We start from the raw sequence: 18730 nt of genomic DNA on the forward strand, positions 1-18730 counted from the left end.
ATGTCGATATATGCAATTCATTCGAGTATTTCCGAGGAAATGCTCGAACGTTGTATGTTACAATAACTGATCTATCCCAATAAGAATTAATAGCACGCCCGCAATCACAGTAGCCCATTTCCCTAAGTATGCTGCTAAAAATCGTTTTCCTACATACGTAAAACCACTAATACAAATAAAACTAAACACCCCAGAAATACATGCCGTAAGCCACAGATTCAAGTTTGTTACCCCAGCATCAAATCCACCTGCGATATTATTAATAGACAATGCAACGCCTAAAACAATTGCTTCAGAAAAACTAATTGTTTTAGATCCATCAAAATCTGCTTTTTCTGGATCGCGTAAAATTCCAATAAGTACACTATCATCTTTAGAGTCTACGGTCTCTTTTTTACTCAAGAAAGGCTGACATAAAATAAACAGTCCAATTATTCCTAAAACAATTGCCCCAATCAAATTTGCCGTAAACTCTGAAATAAATAATGCGATCCAATTCCCAAAAAATCCAGCCAATAAAGTAAATAAAAATCCAAAAAATGCAATGATAAAATTATTAAACCACGAAATTCGAATTTTACGAATGCCATAAGCAATCCCAACACCTGCATTATCTAAATTAGAAGCAATTCCGATTAAAAAAATTGAAAATAGACCTGCCGTACTCATAAACATCCACCCCTTTTTCTCACATTTCCATGCATCTTATGAAAATGTTGAGCAACTGTGCCTGTCTGTTTCATATACATGTAATAAATGCTCAACATTCTTTCAACAATAAAAAGGAGTGCCTTCACTATGCCTAAAGAAAATCCCAATGAGCGGCTTAGTACATTAATAAAAAAACTTTTAAAAGAACGTGCCTTATCCATGCGCCAATTAGGAATGCATACAAATATTGATCCCGCAACAATCTCAAGAATTATGAATGGTAAACAACCGCCAAAACAAAAACATATACAAAAATTTGCAGAATGCTTGAAAGTTCCATCCCAACTATTATTTGATGAAATGTATCCTGATTCTCCTCATATAAATAAAGAAAAGACGGATATGTATACATCTCTTGATACCATTCAGCAAACGCTGCAATCCTCTAACTTATTCGATTTCGACTATACAACAACGCGCGTAAAACAAGAACTTGAAAACTATGAACGCTATGCTCAAACAACAGAAGGTGAAAAACGTATTCATGAAAGTTTCGCGAGTAAATTAGAACAAATTGATAGCGCTGGCCCTTTTATTGAACAATTAACAGATATGTATCAACAATTTTGCAATGAGACTATTTCAAACGAGGAACGTGCGGTTCTCGGAGGCGCATTACTGTATTTCATTTTATCAACAGACATTATCCCTGATTATCTCTTTCCTATTGGCTATTTAGATGATGCAATTGCTGTTGAATTAGCGAAAGAGAAATTAATCGAACTAAAACGAAAGACATAGAAAACCAAAGAACTATTTCAGTTGTTTCTGTTCAACTCTGAAATAGTTCACTAAAAAATCGTACAAGTATACATACTTGTACGATTTCAACATACGAATCTATTTTTTTGTATGACACCATTCATATATAAATGCTGTTATTACTTTTGTAAATTCAATTAACTGTTCTACTTCAACTTTCTCATTTATTGAATGGGCTTCTTCTAATGTACCTGGTCCGTAAATAACGGCTGGAATATGAAATTCACTAAACCAACCACCATCCGTTACCGTTGCAGACATATCTACAATTGCATGTTTAGATAGAATGGATTCGTGTACTGAGCAAAGAGTTTTTACTGCTGCATGTTCACTATCTACTTCTAAAGAAGGAAAAATTTCGCCACGATCCACAATCATTGATTCTCCGCCCCACTTAAATTGTGGTGGATTTTCACTTAACCATGGATCGGCTGCTGCTACTTTCCCAATATACTCTTCAATTTCTTTTATTATTTGTTCATGTGTTTCATTTGGATAGAAGTGCACTGTTATCCATAACCGGCACTCATCCGCAATAAACGCTGCATGCCGTCCGCCTTCAATAACAGCAGGGTTAATTGTTGTTGTTCCAGATGGATAACCTTCATATGTTTTCATAACTGCCCAATGACGCTCTAATTCTTGTAAACTTTGCACAATTTTCATCATTTTTTCAATCGCACTCGCTCCGAATAAACGTCCTCCAGCATGAATCATTTGCCTGCGTGTTGCATCATGAAACGTCTGGGGGCTTTTCACAGTAATCCATCCAGTAATTACGCCGCCCTGTCCTTGCATATGTAAATCGCTCGTATCCACTACGACTGCAAAATCAGCATCATAACCTCTTTTGCAGCATTGAAGTGTACCTGCCTCTCCAACTTCTTCCCCAATTACCGATTGAAAGATTAAATCTCCAGGTAATTCAATGCCTGCTTCTTGTAAAATCTGAATAGCAAATAGCGCTCCAGCCAGTCCACCTTTCATATCTGCCGCACCACGTCCAACTAGCCAACCATCTTTTATAAACGGATCAAACGGAGTAGTCTCCCACGCCTCATCTGCTGACACTTCAGCTACATCCATATGTCCGTTAATAATAAGACTTTTATGTGTGTCACTTTCTATCCCTTTTTTCACCCCAACAATGTTCGGGTCATTCGGGTATACATCCCATTTATCAACACTAAAATTTTGTTTTCTTAGAAAATCCGCAACAAATTCTTGTGCCTCATTTGTGTTTCTCGCCGGCGGTGCTGGTGTTTCAAAACGGATTAAATTCTTTGTAAGCTCTAGTAACTCATCTTTTCGTAAATCAATCTGTTCTAATAGCTGTGAAACTTCTTGATTCATCGCTAATTCCCCTTTGCATACATAGTATGTTTCCAGCTTTATTGTCACAAAAAAAGAGACTGTTTACAATTTTACAGTCTCTTTTTTCAGCATAAGTTTCTAATATATTTATAAACTTTCTGCTTCTGTTGTATTTACTTTTTCAACATGTTCTATCTTGCTTCCCTTATTCTTTGTCGCACGGTAAAACAGTAAACAAACAATCATAAATGGAATTCCACAATATAACGCCATTCTTTGCTCTGGGATAAAAGCCATAGCAACTATAACTGTTACATTTAATGTTAATGCAAGGAGTGGTACGAATGGATATAGCGGGGTTTTAAATTTCAAGTCCTTCACATCCCCGCCCTGCTTAATATATGACCTTCTAGCTAATAAGTTAGATAGAGCAATAGATGCCCAAACTAATATTGCCCCAAATCCGGCAATAGAAAGTAGCCATAAATAAACTGTATCTTCCGCATAAATACCTGATAGTAATGAGAGACAACCTACAATTGTACTTACAATCAATGCATAAATAGGAACACCAGTTTTAGATAACTTACCGAAAATTGGACTAATCATTCCTTGATTAGACATAGACCATAGCATACGAGAAGTTGCATATAACCCTGAATTCGCAACAGATAGAACTGCTGTAATAATAACGAAATTTATAATATCAGCCGCATAAGGAATACCAATTTTATCAAATACAACTACGAATGGACTTTCTATTACTCCCGCTTGCTGCCAAGGGAATAGTCCTGCAAGAATAAAAATAGATAATACAAAGAACACCAGTATACGCCAAACTGTATTATTAATTGCCTTCGGAATCGTTTTTTCTGGATTTTCACTCTCTCCAGCCGCAATACCAACTAGTTCCGTGCCTTGGAAAGAAAAATTAACTGCAATCATCGTAATTAAAATAGCTGATAATCCATTTGGGAATAACCCACCATAATCAGTAAAGCTGGAGAACATCGGTGCTGGTTCATTTCCTTTCATATCTAGAAAACCAAACATCGCTGCCCCGCCCAAAATAATAAATGCAATAATTGTAATGACTTTAATACTTGCAAACCAAAATTCAACTTCTGCAAAACTTCTTGAAGATAATGCATTGATAGCAAAGAGAAGCACCGCAAATGCTACACACCAAATCCATGACGGTACATCAGGAAACCATCGTTTCATTAAAATACTAACTGCAATCAGTTCAATACCTATCGTAGCAGACCAGTTTAGCCACGACATCCATCCGACTACATAACCCGCTGCAGGGGAAATGTGCTTTGTAGCATACGTTTGATAAGATCCTGCGTCGGGCATCGCAACAGCTAACTCTCCAAGACAGAGCATCGTTAAATACATAACAAATCCTCCAACAAGATACGCTACAATCGCTCCTCCAGGCCCAGCTTCATGAATTGTATACCCAGATCCTAAAAAAAGACCGGTACCAATAACTCCTCCAAGTGCAATCATAAATATGTGCCTGCTTTTCAATTCCCGTTTTAACCCTTGGTTTTGATCCATCATATAAATCCCCCCTTTTCCCTTTGGAAACTCACTCCATGTAAGCGTTTTTAAAATCATTCATATTAAAAATAATTATTGAAAAGAGCAAAATACATAGATTAATCACTACCTGTTATTAAAAGATCATCCCTCACTGTTATTAATAACTTTTTATCAGCGATAGCTTGTCCTTCTACTACTTCTAATGATTCGATATACCCACTGATTCCTACCTTAATTTCTACTTTCTGTTTATCTATTGTTTCAATCAACGCTAATTTCTCCCACTCGTATACGTATGAACTTTCCGCAACAAATAACTTCTCTACTTTCCCGTAACAAGGACTATACACGCCTTCTATAACCGTCTTCACTTTATAAACTCCTCCTTCTTATTAATCGCTACTGAAACGTTGCATATCCCTCCTTTAGAGATTTCAACTATTATTTATGCAAAATGCGTACCAATATCCAATTCCTATTTAAAATGAAGGTTTCTCAAAAAAAAATCTTCATAACCGCAAAATTTTTCTATCATTTGAGAATTTTTAAAAGGAAAATAGCAAAAAAATTTTGCGATTTTATAAGAATTTTAATAAAATTATAAAAAGTCAGTCTTCATAGGGTGAAATGAGGAGAAGATAATCTATGCGTACAGAAGAAATTAATTTTAAACAGATCATTGAAATGAATATGCTATATGAAACTTTGCTCAATGAGCTCGATATCGGGATTCATATTATTAATGAGGAAAGTAAAACGATTATCTACAACCGCAAAATGATGGAAATTGAATCAATGGAACGCTCAGATGTGCTATATAAAAGTCCTTTAGAAGTATTCGCATTTGAAGAAAATAAAAATAGTACTCTTATAGAGGCATTAAAATTAGGAAAAACAAACAAAAATATAAAACAAACGTATTTTAACAATAAAGGGCAAGAAATTACGACGATTAACAACACTTTCCCTATAATAGAAAATGGAAAAATTAAAGGTGCTATTGAAATTTCAACAGAAATTAACCATTCCAAACAAACAATGAAAACAAGCCTTTCTCGAAAACCAAATAATAAGTTTACCTTTGATCACATAATCGGGGATTCTAGCGCCATTCAATCCGTCATTACAGAAGCAAAGAGAGTAATTCGTACATCCTCATCCATACTTCTCGTAGGAGAAACAGGGACCGGTAAAGAACTATTTGCACAAAGCATCCATAATGAAAGTCAGCGTGCAACAAAACCATTTATTTCACAAAATTGTGCCGCCATACCCGACACACTCATGGAAAGCTTATTATTTGGTACGAACCGAGGTGCATTTACAGGAGCTATCGATAAAGCTGGTTTATTTGAAGAAGCAAACGGAGGCACTTTATTATTAGATGAAATCAACTCATTAGGTCCAGCTCTTCAAGCGAAATTACTACGAGCTATACAAGAAAAAACAATACGAAGAATCGGAGGCACACAAGAAAAAGAAATTGATGTTCGTATTATAGCAACTATTAATGAGGACCCTCTTGAAGCTATTACACACAATCGATTACGGGAAGACTTATATTACCGATTAAGCGTCGTTACTTTATGTCTCCCGCCTTTACGCGAACGAAAAGAAGATATTCCAGCTCTTGTTCAGCACTTTATCGAAAAATACAACATTCAATTTGGGCTCAGCGTGACGGATCTAGATGTACATGTAAGAGAATTTTTGTATGCATATGATTGGCCTGGAAACGTACGAGAATTAGAACATATCATTGAAGGTTCAATGAATTTAGTTGAAGAAGAAAATATCATTACAGCGTTTCATCTTCCCACTCACTTTCGCGAACGAATAAAAAAAGAATTCAATATGCAACCTTTCCTAACTAATAACGATGCTGATGCACCTAAAACGTTAAAGCACACAATAGAGGCAATGGAAAAGAACTACATCAATCAAATTCTGAAAGAGTACCACGGTAATATCTCACAGGCTGCAAAGTTTTTGGGATTAAGTAGGCAAAACTTACAATATCGAATTAAAAAATTGCATTTACACATATGAAATGAAGTGAAACTTTAATCTGTGGAGGTTTTGTCCACCCTCACTAATTGGACCTTTATTTCCTGTTAATGCAGGATAAATCTGCTTCCAAGTGTAAATACAAATTGGTAAAATATGCTACAATAAACATATAACGTACTAGAAAGGAATGATATATATGAGTAATGATAACAAATTAAAGTTATTACAATACTTAGCCTTCTTCCCTACCCTTGTATGTATGATGTTACTCATGGATATGAACAGCTTTCCTTATGCAAAGCTATTCGCAACAATTAGCGGCTCCTTTGCAGCCATTATGCTTGCTGTTTTTTGGAATTTGAAGATACGTATGAAAAACGAGAAATCTTCTTAAACCGACAAAGTTACTTATCCTATTTAAACACGAGATGTTTACTACTCTCGTGTTTTTTCTTTATATCCCCTCTACCCCACAACTTTAAAATTTAATTTAAAATTGATTATATACAGAATAAATGCTTTTTAATTTAATCGACAAATTCCGACATTTAGTGTTCATTATGTTTGTTATTATGTAAGTTCTAAATCTGACATTTCAACATCTAGGAGGAAGAATTTATGTATAAAAAACTTTTGCTTACATTAGCATGTAGTTCATTAATTTTCGGATTAGCGGCTTGCGGATCAAATGAACAAAAAGATAATGGTGTACAAACAAAAGAAAAAGAACAAGCTCCAAAAGAAACACAAAAAGAAAAAGAATCCAAAACAGAATCAGCTAAAGGAAATCGTTCTAACCCAATCAATTTTAATGAAACTGCTACTGTTAATGATGTTATCTTCAATAGCGAAGACGGCAATTTTGAAAAATTCAAGACTAAAGTCGAATTATCGATTTTAGAAGTAATTCGTGGCGAGCAAGCCTTCGAAATATTAAAAAAGGAAAATCAATTTAATGAGGCTGCTCCAGAAGGAAAAGAATGGGTTCTAGTGAAAATTAAAGGTAAAGTTACTGATGCTGAAACACAAGATCACGAATATGATTTATTCGGTTCGAGTTTCAAACTTGTTTCAAATGATGGACATGTTTACAATAATGACCAGTACGCTGTAACACCAAATGAACTACATCAAAAACTTTATAAAGGCGCTGAAGGAGAAGGGTACATCTCTCAATTGGTTAACACTGGCGATGATTTTAAAATTCAATTCGAAACTCACGAAAGTAAAAAAGTTTTCTTTAACTCTAAATAAAATATAAAAGGTGATTACTATGAAAAGAACGACAGAATTTGTATTAGGACTAATCGGTGGTATATTCGGGATTTTATGTGCATTTATCGCTTTATTTATCGGAGGCGTCGGAGCAGCAGTTGAAGCTGACGGAGCTAATCAAATTATTGGATTAGGCTGGGCTGCTGTAGCTCTTTCTATTTTAGGAATTGTTGGATGCGTTATGGTTAAGAGCAAAGCTAAAGTAGGTGGCATTATGATGACGATCGCTGCAATTGGTGGATTTATTTGTATTTCTATCGTTTACTTATTACCAGGAATTTTATTATTAATCGGAGGGTTAATGGGGATTTTCCGAAAAGATAAAACGGCTGCATCAGCATAAAAAAAGCACTCACATGAGTGCTTTTTTTATATCCATATCTTTTAAAACTCAACATTCTCCAAATACAAACCACTCGCCTCAGCAAGGCAATTAATTTGATTGCGTTGTTTCGCCTCTAAAATATGTGGAATTGCTTCTGCATCTAATTGTCCTAATCCAACTTCAATTAATGCCCCAACAATTTTTCGTACCATGTTATGAAGGAATCCGTTGCCACTTACTCTAATTTGTACAAATCCAGCCTCTTCCATCACATCAAGTGTATATACTTCTCGAACCATAGACTTTTTCTTTGATTTCGCATTTGAAAAAGCAGTAAAGTCATGTGAACCAACTAAATGTTTCGCAGCTTCTTTCATGCTTTTCACATTTAATTTTTTATTCACATGCATGCTGTATTTACGCATAAATGGATTTGTATGCTCTTCATTCCAAATCTTATAAAGGTATGTTTTTGCTTTAGAGTTGTAACGAGCATGGAAGCGATCTTGAACTTCTTCTACATCTGTAATGCTAATATCGTTAGGTAAATATTGATTTAAATATTTTTTCACTTTATGTTCCACTAACTTCTCATCACTTTGAAAGTTAGCAACTTGATTCAAAGCATGTACACCAGCGTCTGTTCTACTACAACCGATAATTTCAATTTCTTTTCCGACCATTTCAGATATAACACTTTCGATTTTCCCTTGAATCGTATTATCGTTATTACCGAGACGTTGCCATCCTTTAAAACGTGCACCATCGTACTGAATCGTTAATTTATAATTATTCATTTTATTCTCCTTCATAGAAAATATTCCCTCATATCGTGAGGGAATATGAATACACTTTACTTTCTAACAAGCTTCACTACATTTTCTACATGAGCTGTATGCGGGAACATATCAACTGGTTGCACATACTCCACTTCATAACTCTTCATTAATGCTTGTACATCACGTGCTAATGAGGAAGGATTACAAGATACGTAAACAACTTGTTTCGGCTTCACTTTTAAAATTGTTTCCAGTAATTTATCATCGCAACCTGTACGAGGTGGATCGACAACAATTACATCTGGACGCCATCCTTCTTTTACCCATTTCGGTAACCACTGTTCAGCTTTACCTGCTTCATATTTCGTATTTGTAAATCCGTGACGCTTCGCATTTTTTCTTGCATCTTCAATCGCTTCTGGAATTACATCCATACCACGTACTTCCGCTGCATCATTTGCAAGCCAAAGACCGATTGTACCAACACCACAATACGCATCTACAATTTTCTCATCGCCTGTTAAAGCAGCTGCTTTTTTCGCTTCATCGTATAAAACAACTGTTTGTTCTGGATTTAACTGGAAGAATGCACGCGCTGATAATTCAAATGATAAATCACCTAGTGTTTCTTGAATTACTTCTTTTCCAGCTAATTTAAATGTTTTATCACCGAAAATAACAGATGTTTTACGCCAGTTTACATTTTGCATAATTGATTTCACACTTGGCATTTGCTTTTGTACTTCTGCGATAAACTGCTCCTTATTTGGCAATTCTTCTTTTGTTGTAATAAGTGTAACTTGTACTTCCCCTGTTTGAACCGCAGTACGTGTCACAATTGTACGTACTAAACCTTTTTGTTTTTTCTCATTATAAATAGAAACATTTAACTTTTCTAATATACGTCTTACAACTTTTGTCGCTTCATTCGTTGCTTTATGTTGAATCATACAATGAGCAATATCAATTAACTGATGTGAGTTTTGCTTATACAGCCCTGTAATAACCTTTTCGTCTTTACGTCCCACTTGTAGTTGACTCTTATTACGATAATGCCATGGATTTTCCATACCAAGCGTTGGGCGGATTTTCTCTTCCAAACTGTTATTCATATACTTCTCAAATGCTTGTACAACGATATCACGCTTTTGATTTAATTGTTCTTTATAATCTAAATGTTGCAGCTGACAACCGCCACACTCTTCATATACCGGACATGGTGCTTTCACACGATGTGGTGAAGCTTTACGAACTTTTTTCACTTTTGCTTCAGCGAAGCCACGCTGAATTTTCGTTGTTTCTGCAACAACTTCTTCTCCTGGTAATGCCCCTGGAATGAAAACGACTTGTCTCTTAAAATAACCAACGCCTTCTCCGTTAATCCCAAGACGTTTAATTGTCACAGGAAATGTTTGACCAACTTCCAACTTACTCTCATGTTGCTTTTGTATCATTATTACACCTCTACTCTATACTTTTCCATAAATATAACGCTGCATAACTGCAGTATGGTTCACACTCTTGTTTCACTTTTTCTAAAAATACATCATCAGGTTTATCATCTAATTGAAATATCCCTTGCACCGCACGCTGGATCCCAATGTCCGTTTTTGGAAACATATTTTTTCGTCCAAGCCCAAACATTAAAAAGTTTTGCACTGTCCATGCACCAATCCCCCTAATCGGTAACAATTGTGCCGAAACCTCTTCTTCCGCCCTGGTTTCTATACTCACTAAGTCTAATGTACCACTGACAATACTTTGACCTAATCCTACTATATATTCAGCCTTTCGTTGACTAAACTTCTGCTCTCTCAATTCTTCTATTGAAATATTTGCTACTATTTCCGGAGTGGGGAAAAAGAATACACCATTCTTTTCTGTTCCATATCGTTTCACAAACTGTTCTGTTAGCACAGTAGCAAATTTCAAATTTATTTGTTGATGAATGATACAGCGAAGAAGACAAGCGAAATAATCAAATTCTAAAATAATTGGAGTATAAGCATATGTTTCAAATAGTGGACGTAATGATGTGTTTAAAAAATGATTTTGTATATCTTGAAACGGTTCATTCCAATGAAAAATGGCTCTCATTCGTTTCATGACTTTCTCCGGATCTCCTGTTTGACTAGAAATCCAAAACTGTGGATTTTGCACAGTACCAATCCCTTGCAAGCGAACAACAACCTGTTCCTCATCTATACAAAGCGGGACATAGATAACTTTCTCATCTAATTGAATGACGTTAAGAGGATCAAAAGATAACCGTTTTAATACCTCTTCAAAATGATACGGATACTCTAACGTAACATGTTCGCTCCACATACGTTTCCCCATCCTTTTTACACATCATTATAGCATGAGAAAACCGCAAGCATACATGCTTACGGTTGATCGCTTTTTACTAAGTCATCTAGACTTTTAAAATGATACCCTTTCTCGCGCAAATCATCAATGATTTTCGCAAGTGCTTCTGCATTATCTTTCGAGATTGCATGAAGTAATAAAACAGATCCTGGATGAATCATCGTCATGACATTATTATGCGCATATTGCCATCCTCTTTGTTCATCCACTTTCCAATCCAAAAATGCAAGTGACCAAAATACATTATAATAGCCCATTTCTTTCGTAAGAGCTAACGTTCTTTCACTAAACACGCCTCGCGGTGGGCGTACATATTTTACTTCTTTTTGCCCAGTTACTTTTTTAATTTCCTCTGTTACACTCGTTAATTCTTCACGAAGTTTCGCATCATTTACCGTTGTAAAATCAGGATGACTCCACGAATGGTTTCCAATAATATGTCCTTCATCCTTCATTCTTAATAACAAATCTTTTTGTGTTTTAATATAATGACCCGTTACAAAGAAAGTTGCCGGTACTTTTTTCTCTTTTAATACATCTAAGATTTTCCCTGTGTATCCATTCTCGTACCCATTATCGAATGTTAAATAAATATCTTTTTTCTTTGTATCCCCTAAATAAAACCCACCATTTTTTTGTAGTAAATCTGTATATAACTTTCCTGCATCTGGTACTGTTTCATTTTTAGGGCGCGGGATTCCCCAGTTATGTGGAGTATTTGTATAAGCTAATGCCGAAACTGGAACAAGTGCCATCATAATTGAAAAAATGAGACCGATATATAACCATTTATATTTCATAAATAGTCTCCTTTCCATATATAATCGTACTTGTAGTTTCTGTTGCTACGCATTTTTTCATGCTGAGCATGTTTTTCTATATATACCAAAAAAATGCATCTCGAATAATTCGAGATGCATTTTTGTTTACTTAAATACTGGCTCTTTAAAGCTAGCTAATTTTTCAAGTGATGTTTTATCAACATCTGCATGTAAGCTATTACCATGAGAATCCATCGTTACAACTGCTTTAAATCCTTCGATACGTAAATGCCACATTGCCTCTGGAATACCAAATTGTAAGAAATCAACATCTTTTACTTCTTTAATACATTCAGCATAATATTGTGCTGCACCGCCAATTGCATTTAAATATACACCGCCGTGCTCTTCTAAAGCCGCTAATGTTTTCGCACCCATACCGCCTTTTCCAATGACAGCGCGAATACCGAATTTCTTCATAATATCGCCTTGGTACGGTTCTTCACGAATACTTGTCGTTGGACCTGCCGCTTTAATTTGCCAGTTTTCATTTTCATCTTTCACGACAACTGGACCACAGTGATAAATAATTTGTCCATTTAAATCTACCGGACAATCGTTATCCATTAAATGCTTATGGATTGCGTCACGACCTGTATACATCATGCCATTAATTGTTACAACATCACCAACGCGAAGTTCACGAATTTGCTCTTCTGTAATTGGAGCTTGTAATACAATCTCACGTTGCTCTGTTTTTTCTTGTGCTTCTTGCTGAAGTGTATCGTCACCTTCTTGGTATAGCCAATCCATAATTTCACCTGTTTCAGGATGGATTGTTACGCCAAGGCGACGATATGCCCAGCAATTATATGCAACAGATACGTAGAAGCTAGCTGGCAGACGGTTATACACGCCAATTTTACAGCCAAGTAAAGTTGTTTCTCCGCCAAATCCCATCGTACCAATGCCCAGCTTATTCGCATTTTCTAATACGTACTCTTCAAGTTTTTGTAACTCTGGTACTGGATTGACATCATCTAATGTACGGAATAATTGATTTTTTGCTAATTCGTAACCTGATGTGCGGTCTCCCCCGATACCAACACCAATTACACCTGCACTACATCCTTGACCTTGTGCTTGATATACTGCATGAAGAAGGCATTTACGAATCCCTTCTAAATCACGGCCAGCTCGTCCAAGTCCTTCTAATTCACATGGTAAGCTATACTGAATATTTTTATTCTCACAGCCGCCACCCTTTAGAATTAAACGTGCATCAATATAATCTTTTTCCCATTGTTCAAACTTAATAACCGGTGTACCTGGTCCTAAATTATTTCCACTATTGTCTCCAAAAAGAGAATCAACAGAATTGGGACGAAGTTTACCATCTTTTGTCGCCCGCTCAAGCGCATGATAGATAGCTTCCTTCAACTTTAGTTGATTCACACCAACTGGTGTATAAATTTTAAACGTTGGCATCCCTGTATCTTGGCAAATTGGTGAGATGTTATCATCAGCCATTTTAATATTATTCGTAATTGTGCCAAGTGCCATCGCAGAACGAGTCCCTGCATTTTCTCGTTCTTTTGCTTGTTGAATCGCACGACGAACATCTTTCGGTAAGTTCGTTGACGTTTCAACAATTAGTTGATACATGCTTTCTTGAAGCTTTTCCATTGTTACTTCCCCCTCAATTGTGAACGCTACCAAAACGTTATGAGATGAAAATCCCATTGTTATGCTCTTCAGCTTTTTATTTGTTCCACGTTATTCAAGCATAAATGAAATTTTTCACAACTTGATTATACCTCTTTTTCTATCGTCCTTCTATTATCCGCACAGAAAAAGGCTACCAAATTGGAATTGGCAGCCTTTTTAATATATTATTCGTCTTTTTTAAATTGCTCACATTTTAATTCTAATTCATCTAACATCGCAAGAAGACGATCCACATCTTCTAATTCTACTTCTTCAGGTTCAATTGTATCAATTACTTCAATGAACATATTTAAACGTTCTTTTAAATATACTAATTGTGTATCTTTATCTTGAATTGCTTTTCCCATGAAGGCACTCTCCTTTTAATTCGAGTTGCTTTTATTATACCGCAAAAATGATTGCTATGGGCATGAAATTTCATCAATTTTGTCACAGTAATTCATTCAAATGTAAGCCCTATCTCTTTTTTTACAAAAAAGTTTCACTTTATAAAAAGCACATATTCTTCTATTATAGAGAATGGACAAATTGTTATTTCAATAGTCAAAGGAGTATTTCATATGACGATATCACAAAAAATGAAGCCGATTACTCCTTCTTACGATCCATGGGAAGCGTATATGGACCTTGAAGAGTACGGCAAACTACTATTAACAAATGTTGAGTTTACAACGACGACGTTATGCAATATGCGCTGTGAGCATTGCGCTGTTGGTTACACGTTACAGCCGAAAGACCCGAATCCGCTTCCGATGGATCTTTTATTAAAACGATTAGATGAGATTCCTCATTTACGTTCTTTAAGTATTACTGGCGGAGAACCTATGCTTTCAAAAAAATCCGTCGACAACTATGTAACACCACTCTTAAAATACGCCCATGAACGAGGCGTTCGCACTCAAATCAACTCAAACTTAACTATAGATTTAGCACGTTACGAACAAATTATTCCTTATTTAGACGTATTGCATATATCTCATAACTGGGGAACAATTGATGACTTCGTTGAAGGTGGATTTGCAATGATGGAGCGTAAACCTACGTATGAACAACGTGCAAAATTATTTGAACGAATGATTACAAATAGTAAAGCTCTATCAGATGCAGGTGTACTCGTATCAGCCGAAACAATGCTGAATAAACGAACTCTACCACACATGGAGCATATTCATCGTCAAATCGTTGACGAAATGGGATGTAAACGTCATGAAGTTCACCCGATGTATCCAAGTGACTTCGCGAGTAATTTAGAGATTTTAACAAAAGCTGAAATTCGTGATGCAATTGAGCATTTACTAGAAATTCGCGATGAAAATGTATGGATGTTATTTGGAACTTTACCTTTCTATGCTTGTAGTGATGACGAGCGAGACATCGCCACATTTAAGAAATTACAAGAAAGCAAAAATGTAACAGTTCGTAACGATCCAGATGGCCGTTCTCGTTTAAACGTCAACATTTTCGATGGAAATATTATTGTAACTGATTTCGGTGACGTTCCCCTTCTAGGTAACGTACAAACAAACACACTACAAGAAGCATATGACAAATGGAGTGCCTCAAAAACTGCAAAATCATTAAGCTGTCACTGTCCTGCAGTGAAATGCCTAGGGCCGAATGTTCTTGTAAAAAACAGCTACTATCCGACAGAAGATTTCTTATCAAAAACAGCAAATATTACATTATAAAAAACGTCAGCTTATAAGCTGACGTTTTTTCATATTATTGTGAATGAGAAGAAGAAATGAATTTAAAATACAAATGATCATGAATTGGAATAGCAGCTCCGATTCCTTGTGAGGTAATGTTTTTTACAACAAGCCTTTTTTGATTTCCTTTTAACACAAGATACACTTCTCCAAACGTTACTTTTCCTTTTTCATTTACTGCTGGTGTATAAGCGTATAAATATCCAAGTTGACTCGGACTAATATTATACACGCGCTCATGCCCTGTACCATACCCAATGGTGGTTTTAAATGAAAGTGGCAATTGTACTTTTTCAAGCGCTTTGAGGAGCATCATTTTTTTCACATCCGCAGTATCTTTCATATCTGCTGTTAAATCGCCTTCAACCGTCTTTTGCGTTTCTTGTTTATAGCGTAGTGGATATAAGCGATCTCCTCCGCGATTATCGTACACATTGCGATTTACTTGTTTATATTCCCAATTAATCGATGTATCAACCGATTCATAATTCAAAGCCCATTGACCTAAATAAATCTTCGCTCGGTACCCTACCGCAAGCGGCGCATTCGATATTGTCGTTTCATTAAACATTCGAATTAAGTCCGGATTTTCAATTTTAATATTTGCTGTTTTCAATAGTTCTTGAGCAAACTTACTCGGCTGTAAGCGCGGCAAATCTTGCGCATCATTTGGAAACGTATTGTCTTTGGAAATATTTAAAACAGATGAAGGCATTTTTGTTTCTACCGTTGTCTTTGCAAAACTCATGTTAGGAAATAATAGAATAAACGAGACCATAGTTGAAAGACATATGCTGTATACTCGTTTCACCTGTCTGGCTCCTTCCTACGTAAAGGTATATATACTACTTTGTTTATTGTTTTCTCTCAATACAATTGTTATGCCTATTTTTCATAATAAATAAAAACCAATTCCCATAATGACATACGCTGCTAGTAAAGTACCGCCTTCAAACCAGTTTGTATCTCCATCATTTGAAATTGCAATCGTTAAGAAAACAGCTGTAATCATAGAAACAAGTTCTGGTATTGTAAATACTAAAGGCATCCTTTGCGTGAAGAACATAGAAAGCAGTACTAATACAGGAGCAACAAACATGGCAATTTGTAACGTAGAACCTATTGCAATCTCAACTGCAATATTCACTTTATTTTTATACGCCATAATAATTGCAGATGCATGTTCCGCTGCATTCCCAACAATCGCAACGATAATAACCCCTATAAATAATTCTGACCAACCAAATGATTTTGCAACTGTCTCAAATGTATGCACAAGCGCCTCTGACACATAAGCTACCGCAATTGTCGCTATTGCTAAAACGAGTAGCGCTTTACCTTTCGACCACTCTGGTTCTTCCTCATGAGCTACTTCATCCGTTTTATGTTGATATACACCACGATGCGTAACGAGCTTAAATAACAGCGCAGCAAGGTACATAATAATCATAATGATAGAAACACCGATACTTAATTGATACGTCTTTCCAGCGTCCATTTTCATTGAAAAAATCTCTGGAATAACAAAAGCTACTACAACAGCAAATATTAATAAAGCTGAATTATGCCTTGCATCATACACATTAAAACTTTGTCTTTTGTATTTAAGCCCCCCTACAAAGAAGGATAGCCCTCCTACTAATAATAAATTTCCAAGTACAGAACCCGTTAAGGAGGCTAACACAACCTCAATTAACCCTGCCTGAAGTGCAAAAATTGAAATGATAAGTTCGACTGCATTACCGAAAGTTGCATTTAATAATCCACCTATTCTAGGGCCAGATACAATTGCCAAACTTTCTGTCGCTCTTCCCATAAAACCAGCTAATGCGATAATCGTAATACAATACACAGCGAACATAATTGTTTGAGGCCAATGAAGTGTTTTCCCAAGTACAGAAAGTGGTACACCTATAAGCGCTACGATAAGAAATATTTTGTTAAACATGCTTTTCATCCTTCCATCGTATGTATTTCTCCTCGATATTATTATTATTCTTCTCCTAACTTGTCCGATTTCATCACAATTACGTTTAAAAAATCATGTTGATGAAAAGAGTATGAAAGATACTTCATTTTTATTTAGACGAAGAAAATTACAAAGTATGAAAAGAGGCTAAAAGCATGCATTTAAAAGAAAAAATTGAAACAATTATTTGCGGTCAACGAACTGGTGTATTATCTACTGTACGTGAAAATAAACCTCACAGCGCCTTTATGATGTTTTTCCATGAAGATTTTGTACTATATGTTGCAACAGATCGAAAATCAAAAAAGATAACAGATATCGAAAAAAACCCAAATGTATATGTACTACTTGGGCGTGAAGGAAAAAAATTAGATGAAGATTATATTGAAGTTGAGGGCTTAGCCTCCATCGAGGAAGACTCCACATTAAAAAACAAGTTTTGGAATAATAGCTTAAAACGCTGGTTACTCGGTCCTGAAGACCCTAATTATGTACTAATTAAAATCAATCCTGACACAATTTATTACATCGATGGTGCTGGTACGACGGAGCCCGAGTTTTTACGACTATGAAATAAAACAAGCCCCCTTTAGGTGGGCTTGTTTTGTCGAAAAGTTCTTCTGAAAAAAACAATAAAATAGGTGGAACTTTCTAAAGATTCTGTTATATAATAGCAGTAACTTAAATAAACTGTATTAAAACAGATTGAGAGGAGAAATAAAATTGATGAAAAGAGAAGAACGCAAAAACATGATTGAGTTTATTGAAAAGAAAAAAGGGATTGAGCGTGACGAATTATTGTTTATGACAGACGATGAAGTAGAACATATTTATAATGTAACGTACTTTTTATATGAAGAAATTGCAGAGTAGTATAATAATCCCACCTTATTAAAAATATAAGGTGGGATTATTTCGTTATCTATCCAGCTATTCGCGAGGCAGTAAAATCCCACTGATTAAAGTTCCACTTTATACATGAGAATGATTTTCATGTATAATAATGTAAGATTGGAGGAATTTTACTATGAGTTCATGGCTATTATTCGCACTATTATCAGCAATTGCTGCTGCCCTTGTATCTATTTTCGGAAAGATTGGTTTAGATGGAATCGATGCCAATGTTGCAACAACGGTTCGTTCTATTATTATGGCATTATTTATGGTGGGTGTTATTATTATACAAGGTAAATTTCAAAATATTGGCGACGTACTGCTAAATAAAAAAGCACTGCTCTTTATCACATTAAGTGGGGTTGCAGGTGCTTCGTCATGGCTATTTTATTTTCTTGCCCTCAAAACAGGGAAAGTTTCACAAGTGGCTCCTGTCGATAAATTAAGCGTCGTATTTTCTATCATCCTCGCTATGATTATACTCGGTGAAAAGTTAAACTTTATGACTGGCGTTGGTGTAGTCTTTATTACAGCTGGTGTACTATTTATTGCTTTCAGCTAAAAAAACCGCT

21 protein-coding genes are annotated in these 18730 nt (G+C 35.7%); 9 read left to right on the forward strand and 12 right to left on the reverse strand.

Translation table 11 applies throughout. The features are described 5' to 3' along the window. Positions 1 to 57: 57 nt before the first annotated feature. Positions 58 to 669 carry a sporulation membrane protein YtaF gene (ytaF, locus tag BAQ44_RS24595; RefSeq protein WP_063263185.1) on the reverse strand — a complete coding sequence of 204 codons (612 nt, stop codon included), beginning with the start codon at positions 667 to 669 and terminating at the stop codon, positions 58 to 60. A gap of 129 nt (positions 670 to 798) precedes the next feature. On the opposite strand from ytaF, the gene BAQ44_RS24600 reads away from it, so the two are divergent. Further along, positions 799 to 1452, forward strand: a complete 654-nt coding sequence (locus BAQ44_RS24600; protein ID WP_071724381.1) for a DUF1232 domain-containing protein — start codon at positions 799 to 801, stop codon at positions 1450 to 1452. A gap of 99 nt (positions 1453 to 1551) precedes the next feature. Here BAQ44_RS24600 and BAQ44_RS24605 read toward each other — a convergent pair whose 3' ends face one another. From BAQ44_RS24605 to BAQ44_RS24615, 3 genes are all read right to left on the reverse strand, one after another. Then, positions 1552 to 2826, reverse strand: coding sequence for an acetylornithine deacetylase (locus BAQ44_RS24605; protein WP_071724383.1), 1275 nt, complete (start codon positions 2824 to 2826; stop codon positions 1552 to 1554). 108 nt (positions 2827 to 2934) lie between these two features. Further along, positions 2935 to 4356: an amino acid permease gene (locus BAQ44_RS24610; protein ID WP_071724385.1), complete on the reverse strand. Its 1422-nt coding sequence runs from the start codon at positions 4354 to 4356 to the stop codon at positions 2935 to 2937. 98 nt (positions 4357 to 4454) lie between these two features. Further along, complete coding sequence (locus BAQ44_RS24615; protein ID WP_000859483.1) at positions 4455 to 4709, reverse strand: biotin/lipoyl-containing protein; 255 nt, start codon at positions 4707 to 4709, stop codon at positions 4455 to 4457. Positions 4710 to 4983: 274 nt separating this feature from the next. Here BAQ44_RS24615 and BAQ44_RS24620 point away from each other — a divergent pair, with 274 nt between their 5' ends. From BAQ44_RS24620 to BAQ44_RS24635, 4 genes are all read left to right on the forward strand, one after another. Further along, on the forward strand, positions 4984 to 6387 hold the full coding sequence (locus tag BAQ44_RS24620) for a sigma-54 interaction domain-containing protein (RefSeq protein WP_063263189.1): 1404 nt from the start codon (positions 4984 to 4986) through the stop codon (positions 6385 to 6387). A gap of 157 nt (positions 6388 to 6544) precedes the next feature. Beyond that, positions 6545 to 6742: a hypothetical protein gene (locus BAQ44_RS24625; protein WP_061676726.1), complete on the forward strand. Its 198-nt coding sequence runs from the start codon at positions 6545 to 6547 to the stop codon at positions 6740 to 6742. Between the two features lie 224 nt (positions 6743 to 6966). Then, positions 6967 to 7602, forward strand: a complete 636-nt coding sequence (locus tag BAQ44_RS24630) for a hypothetical protein (protein ID WP_061676725.1) — start codon at positions 6967 to 6969, stop codon at positions 7600 to 7602. Positions 7603 to 7621: 19 nt separating this feature from the next. Further along, positions 7622 to 7966 (forward strand): DUF4064 domain-containing protein, encoded by a 345-nt coding sequence (locus BAQ44_RS24635; RefSeq protein WP_061676724.1) that lies wholly within the window; start codon positions 7622 to 7624, stop codon positions 7964 to 7966. A gap of 41 nt (positions 7967 to 8007) precedes the next feature. Here the strand turns inward: BAQ44_RS24635 and truA are convergent, their stop codons facing one another. The 6 genes from truA to BAQ44_RS24665 all read right to left on the reverse strand — a co-directional run bounded on the left by truA (position 8008) and on the right by BAQ44_RS24665 (position 13933). After that, complete coding sequence (gene truA, locus BAQ44_RS24640) at positions 8008 to 8745, reverse strand: tRNA pseudouridine(38-40) synthase TruA (RefSeq protein ID WP_061676723.1); 738 nt, start codon at positions 8743 to 8745, stop codon at positions 8008 to 8010. Positions 8746 to 8801: 56 nt separating this feature from the next. Then, on the reverse strand, positions 8802 to 10181 hold the full coding sequence (gene rlmD / locus BAQ44_RS24645; protein WP_061676722.1) for a 23S rRNA (uracil(1939)-C(5))-methyltransferase RlmD: 1380 nt from the start codon (positions 10179 to 10181) through the stop codon (positions 8802 to 8804). 10 nt (positions 10182 to 10191) lie between these two features. Then, positions 10192 to 11055, reverse strand: coding sequence for a DNA-3-methyladenine glycosylase family protein (locus tag BAQ44_RS24650; protein ID WP_071724388.1), 864 nt, complete (start codon positions 11053 to 11055; stop codon positions 10192 to 10194). Positions 11056 to 11114: 59 nt separating this feature from the next. Then, positions 11115 to 11897 (reverse strand): delta-lactam-biosynthetic de-N-acetylase, encoded by a 783-nt coding sequence (gene pdaA, locus BAQ44_RS24655; RefSeq protein WP_063263192.1) that lies wholly within the window; start codon positions 11895 to 11897, stop codon positions 11115 to 11117. Between the two features lie 126 nt (positions 11898 to 12023). Continuing rightward, positions 12024 to 13544: a class I fumarate hydratase gene (gene fumA / locus BAQ44_RS24660; protein ID WP_084669636.1), complete on the reverse strand. Its 1521-nt coding sequence runs from the start codon at positions 13542 to 13544 to the stop codon at positions 12024 to 12026. 206 nt (positions 13545 to 13750) lie between these two features. Beyond that, on the reverse strand, positions 13751 to 13933 hold the full coding sequence (locus tag BAQ44_RS24665; protein WP_000513558.1) for an SE1561 family protein: 183 nt from the start codon (positions 13931 to 13933) through the stop codon (positions 13751 to 13753). A 213-nt stretch (positions 13934 to 14146) separates the two neighbouring features. On the opposite strand from BAQ44_RS24665, the gene yfkAB reads away from it, so the two are divergent. Further along, a complete protein-coding gene (gene yfkAB / locus BAQ44_RS24670; protein WP_063263193.1) occupies positions 14147 to 15274 on the forward strand; it encodes a radical SAM/CxCxxxxC motif protein YfkAB in 1128 nt (375 codons plus the stop codon). 34 nt (positions 15275 to 15308) lie between these two features. Here the strand turns inward: yfkAB and BAQ44_RS24675 are convergent, their stop codons facing one another. Both BAQ44_RS24675 and cax read right to left on the reverse strand, forming a co-directional pair. Continuing rightward, positions 15309 to 16106, reverse strand: coding sequence for a YfkD famly protein (locus tag BAQ44_RS24675; protein ID WP_061676717.1), 798 nt, complete (start codon positions 16104 to 16106; stop codon positions 15309 to 15311). An 81-nt stretch (positions 16107 to 16187) separates the two neighbouring features. Further along, positions 16188 to 17243: a calcium/proton exchanger gene (gene cax / locus BAQ44_RS24680; protein ID WP_061676716.1), complete on the reverse strand. Its 1056-nt coding sequence runs from the start codon at positions 17241 to 17243 to the stop codon at positions 16188 to 16190. A 176-nt stretch (positions 17244 to 17419) separates the two neighbouring features. On the opposite strand from cax, the gene BAQ44_RS24685 reads away from it, so the two are divergent. The 3 genes from BAQ44_RS24685 (at position 17420) to BAQ44_RS24695 (ending at position 18720) form a co-directional block, all read left to right on the forward strand. After that, positions 17420 to 17836 (forward strand): pyridoxamine 5'-phosphate oxidase family protein, encoded by a 417-nt coding sequence (locus BAQ44_RS24685; RefSeq protein WP_061676715.1) that lies wholly within the window; start codon positions 17420 to 17422, stop codon positions 17834 to 17836. Between the two features lie 154 nt (positions 17837 to 17990). After that, on the forward strand, positions 17991 to 18137 hold the full coding sequence (locus BAQ44_RS24690; RefSeq protein WP_000817786.1) for a BH0509 family protein: 147 nt from the start codon (positions 17991 to 17993) through the stop codon (positions 18135 to 18137). A 154-nt stretch (positions 18138 to 18291) separates the two neighbouring features. After that, positions 18292 to 18720: an EamA family transporter gene (locus BAQ44_RS24695; protein WP_000100307.1), complete on the forward strand. Its 429-nt coding sequence runs from the start codon at positions 18292 to 18294 to the stop codon at positions 18718 to 18720. The last annotated feature ends 10 nt before the right edge of the window (positions 18721 to 18730 follow it).

The sequence above is a fragment of the Bacillus mobilis genome, from assembly GCF_001884045.1.
GTDB lineage: Bacteria > Bacillota > Bacilli > Bacillales > Bacillaceae_G > Bacillus_A > Bacillus_A mobilis.

What these genes read in the sequence shown, in the direction of transcription:
- ytaF (WP_063263185.1), bottom strand. Translation starts at nt 669, where the DNA reads ATGAGTACGGCAGGTCTATTTTCAATTTTTTTAATCGGAATTGCTTCT.
- BAQ44_RS24600 (WP_071724381.1), top strand. Translation starts at nt 799, where the DNA reads ATGCCTAAAGAAAATCCCAATGAGCGGCTTAGTACATTAATAAAAAAA.
- BAQ44_RS24605 (WP_071724383.1), bottom strand. Translation starts at nt 2,826, where the DNA reads ATGAATCAAGAAGTTTCACAGCTATTAGAACAGATTGATTTACGAAAA.
- BAQ44_RS24610 (WP_071724385.1), bottom strand. Translation starts at nt 4,356, where the DNA reads ATGATGGATCAAAACCAAGGGTTAAAACGGGAATTGAAAAGCAGGCAC.
- BAQ44_RS24620 (WP_063263189.1), top strand. Translation starts at nt 4,984, where the DNA reads ATGCGTACAGAAGAAATTAATTTTAAACAGATCATTGAAATGAATATG.
- BAQ44_RS24625 (WP_061676726.1), top strand. Translation starts at nt 6,545, where the DNA reads ATGAGTAATGATAACAAATTAAAGTTATTACAATACTTAGCCTTCTTC.
- BAQ44_RS24630 (WP_061676725.1), top strand. Translation starts at nt 6,967, where the DNA reads ATGTATAAAAAACTTTTGCTTACATTAGCATGTAGTTCATTAATTTTC.
- BAQ44_RS24635 (WP_061676724.1), top strand. Translation starts at nt 7,622, where the DNA reads ATGAAAAGAACGACAGAATTTGTATTAGGACTAATCGGTGGTATATTC.
- truA (WP_061676723.1), bottom strand. Translation starts at nt 8,745, where the DNA reads ATGAATAATTATAAATTAACGATTCAGTACGATGGTGCACGTTTTAAA.
- rlmD (WP_061676722.1), bottom strand. Translation starts at nt 10,181, where the DNA reads ATGATACAAAAGCAACATGAGAGTAAGTTGGAAGTTGGTCAAACATTT.
- BAQ44_RS24650 (WP_071724388.1), bottom strand. Translation starts at nt 11,055, where the DNA reads ATGTGGAGCGAACATGTTACGTTAGAGTATCCGTATCATTTTGAAGAG.
- pdaA (WP_063263192.1), bottom strand. Translation starts at nt 11,897, where the DNA reads ATGAAATATAAATGGTTATATATCGGTCTCATTTTTTCAATTATGATG.
- fumA (WP_084669636.1), bottom strand. Translation starts at nt 13,544, where the DNA reads ATGGAAAAGCTTCAAGAAAGCATGTATCAACTAATTGTTGAAACGTCA.
- BAQ44_RS24665 (WP_000513558.1), bottom strand. Translation starts at nt 13,933, where the DNA reads ATGGGAAAAGCAATTCAAGATAAAGATACACAATTAGTATATTTAAAA.
- yfkAB (WP_063263193.1), top strand. Translation starts at nt 14,147, where the DNA reads ATGACGATATCACAAAAAATGAAGCCGATTACTCCTTCTTACGATCCA.
- cax (WP_061676716.1), bottom strand. Translation starts at nt 17,243, where the DNA reads ATGTTTAACAAAATATTTCTTATCGTAGCGCTTATAGGTGTACCACTT.
- BAQ44_RS24685 (WP_061676715.1), top strand. Translation starts at nt 17,420, where the DNA reads ATGCATTTAAAAGAAAAAATTGAAACAATTATTTGCGGTCAACGAACT.
- BAQ44_RS24690 (WP_000817786.1), top strand. Translation starts at nt 17,991, where the DNA reads ATGAAAAGAGAAGAACGCAAAAACATGATTGAGTTTATTGAAAAGAAA.
- BAQ44_RS24695 (WP_000100307.1), top strand. Translation starts at nt 18,292, where the DNA reads ATGAGTTCATGGCTATTATTCGCACTATTATCAGCAATTGCTGCTGCC.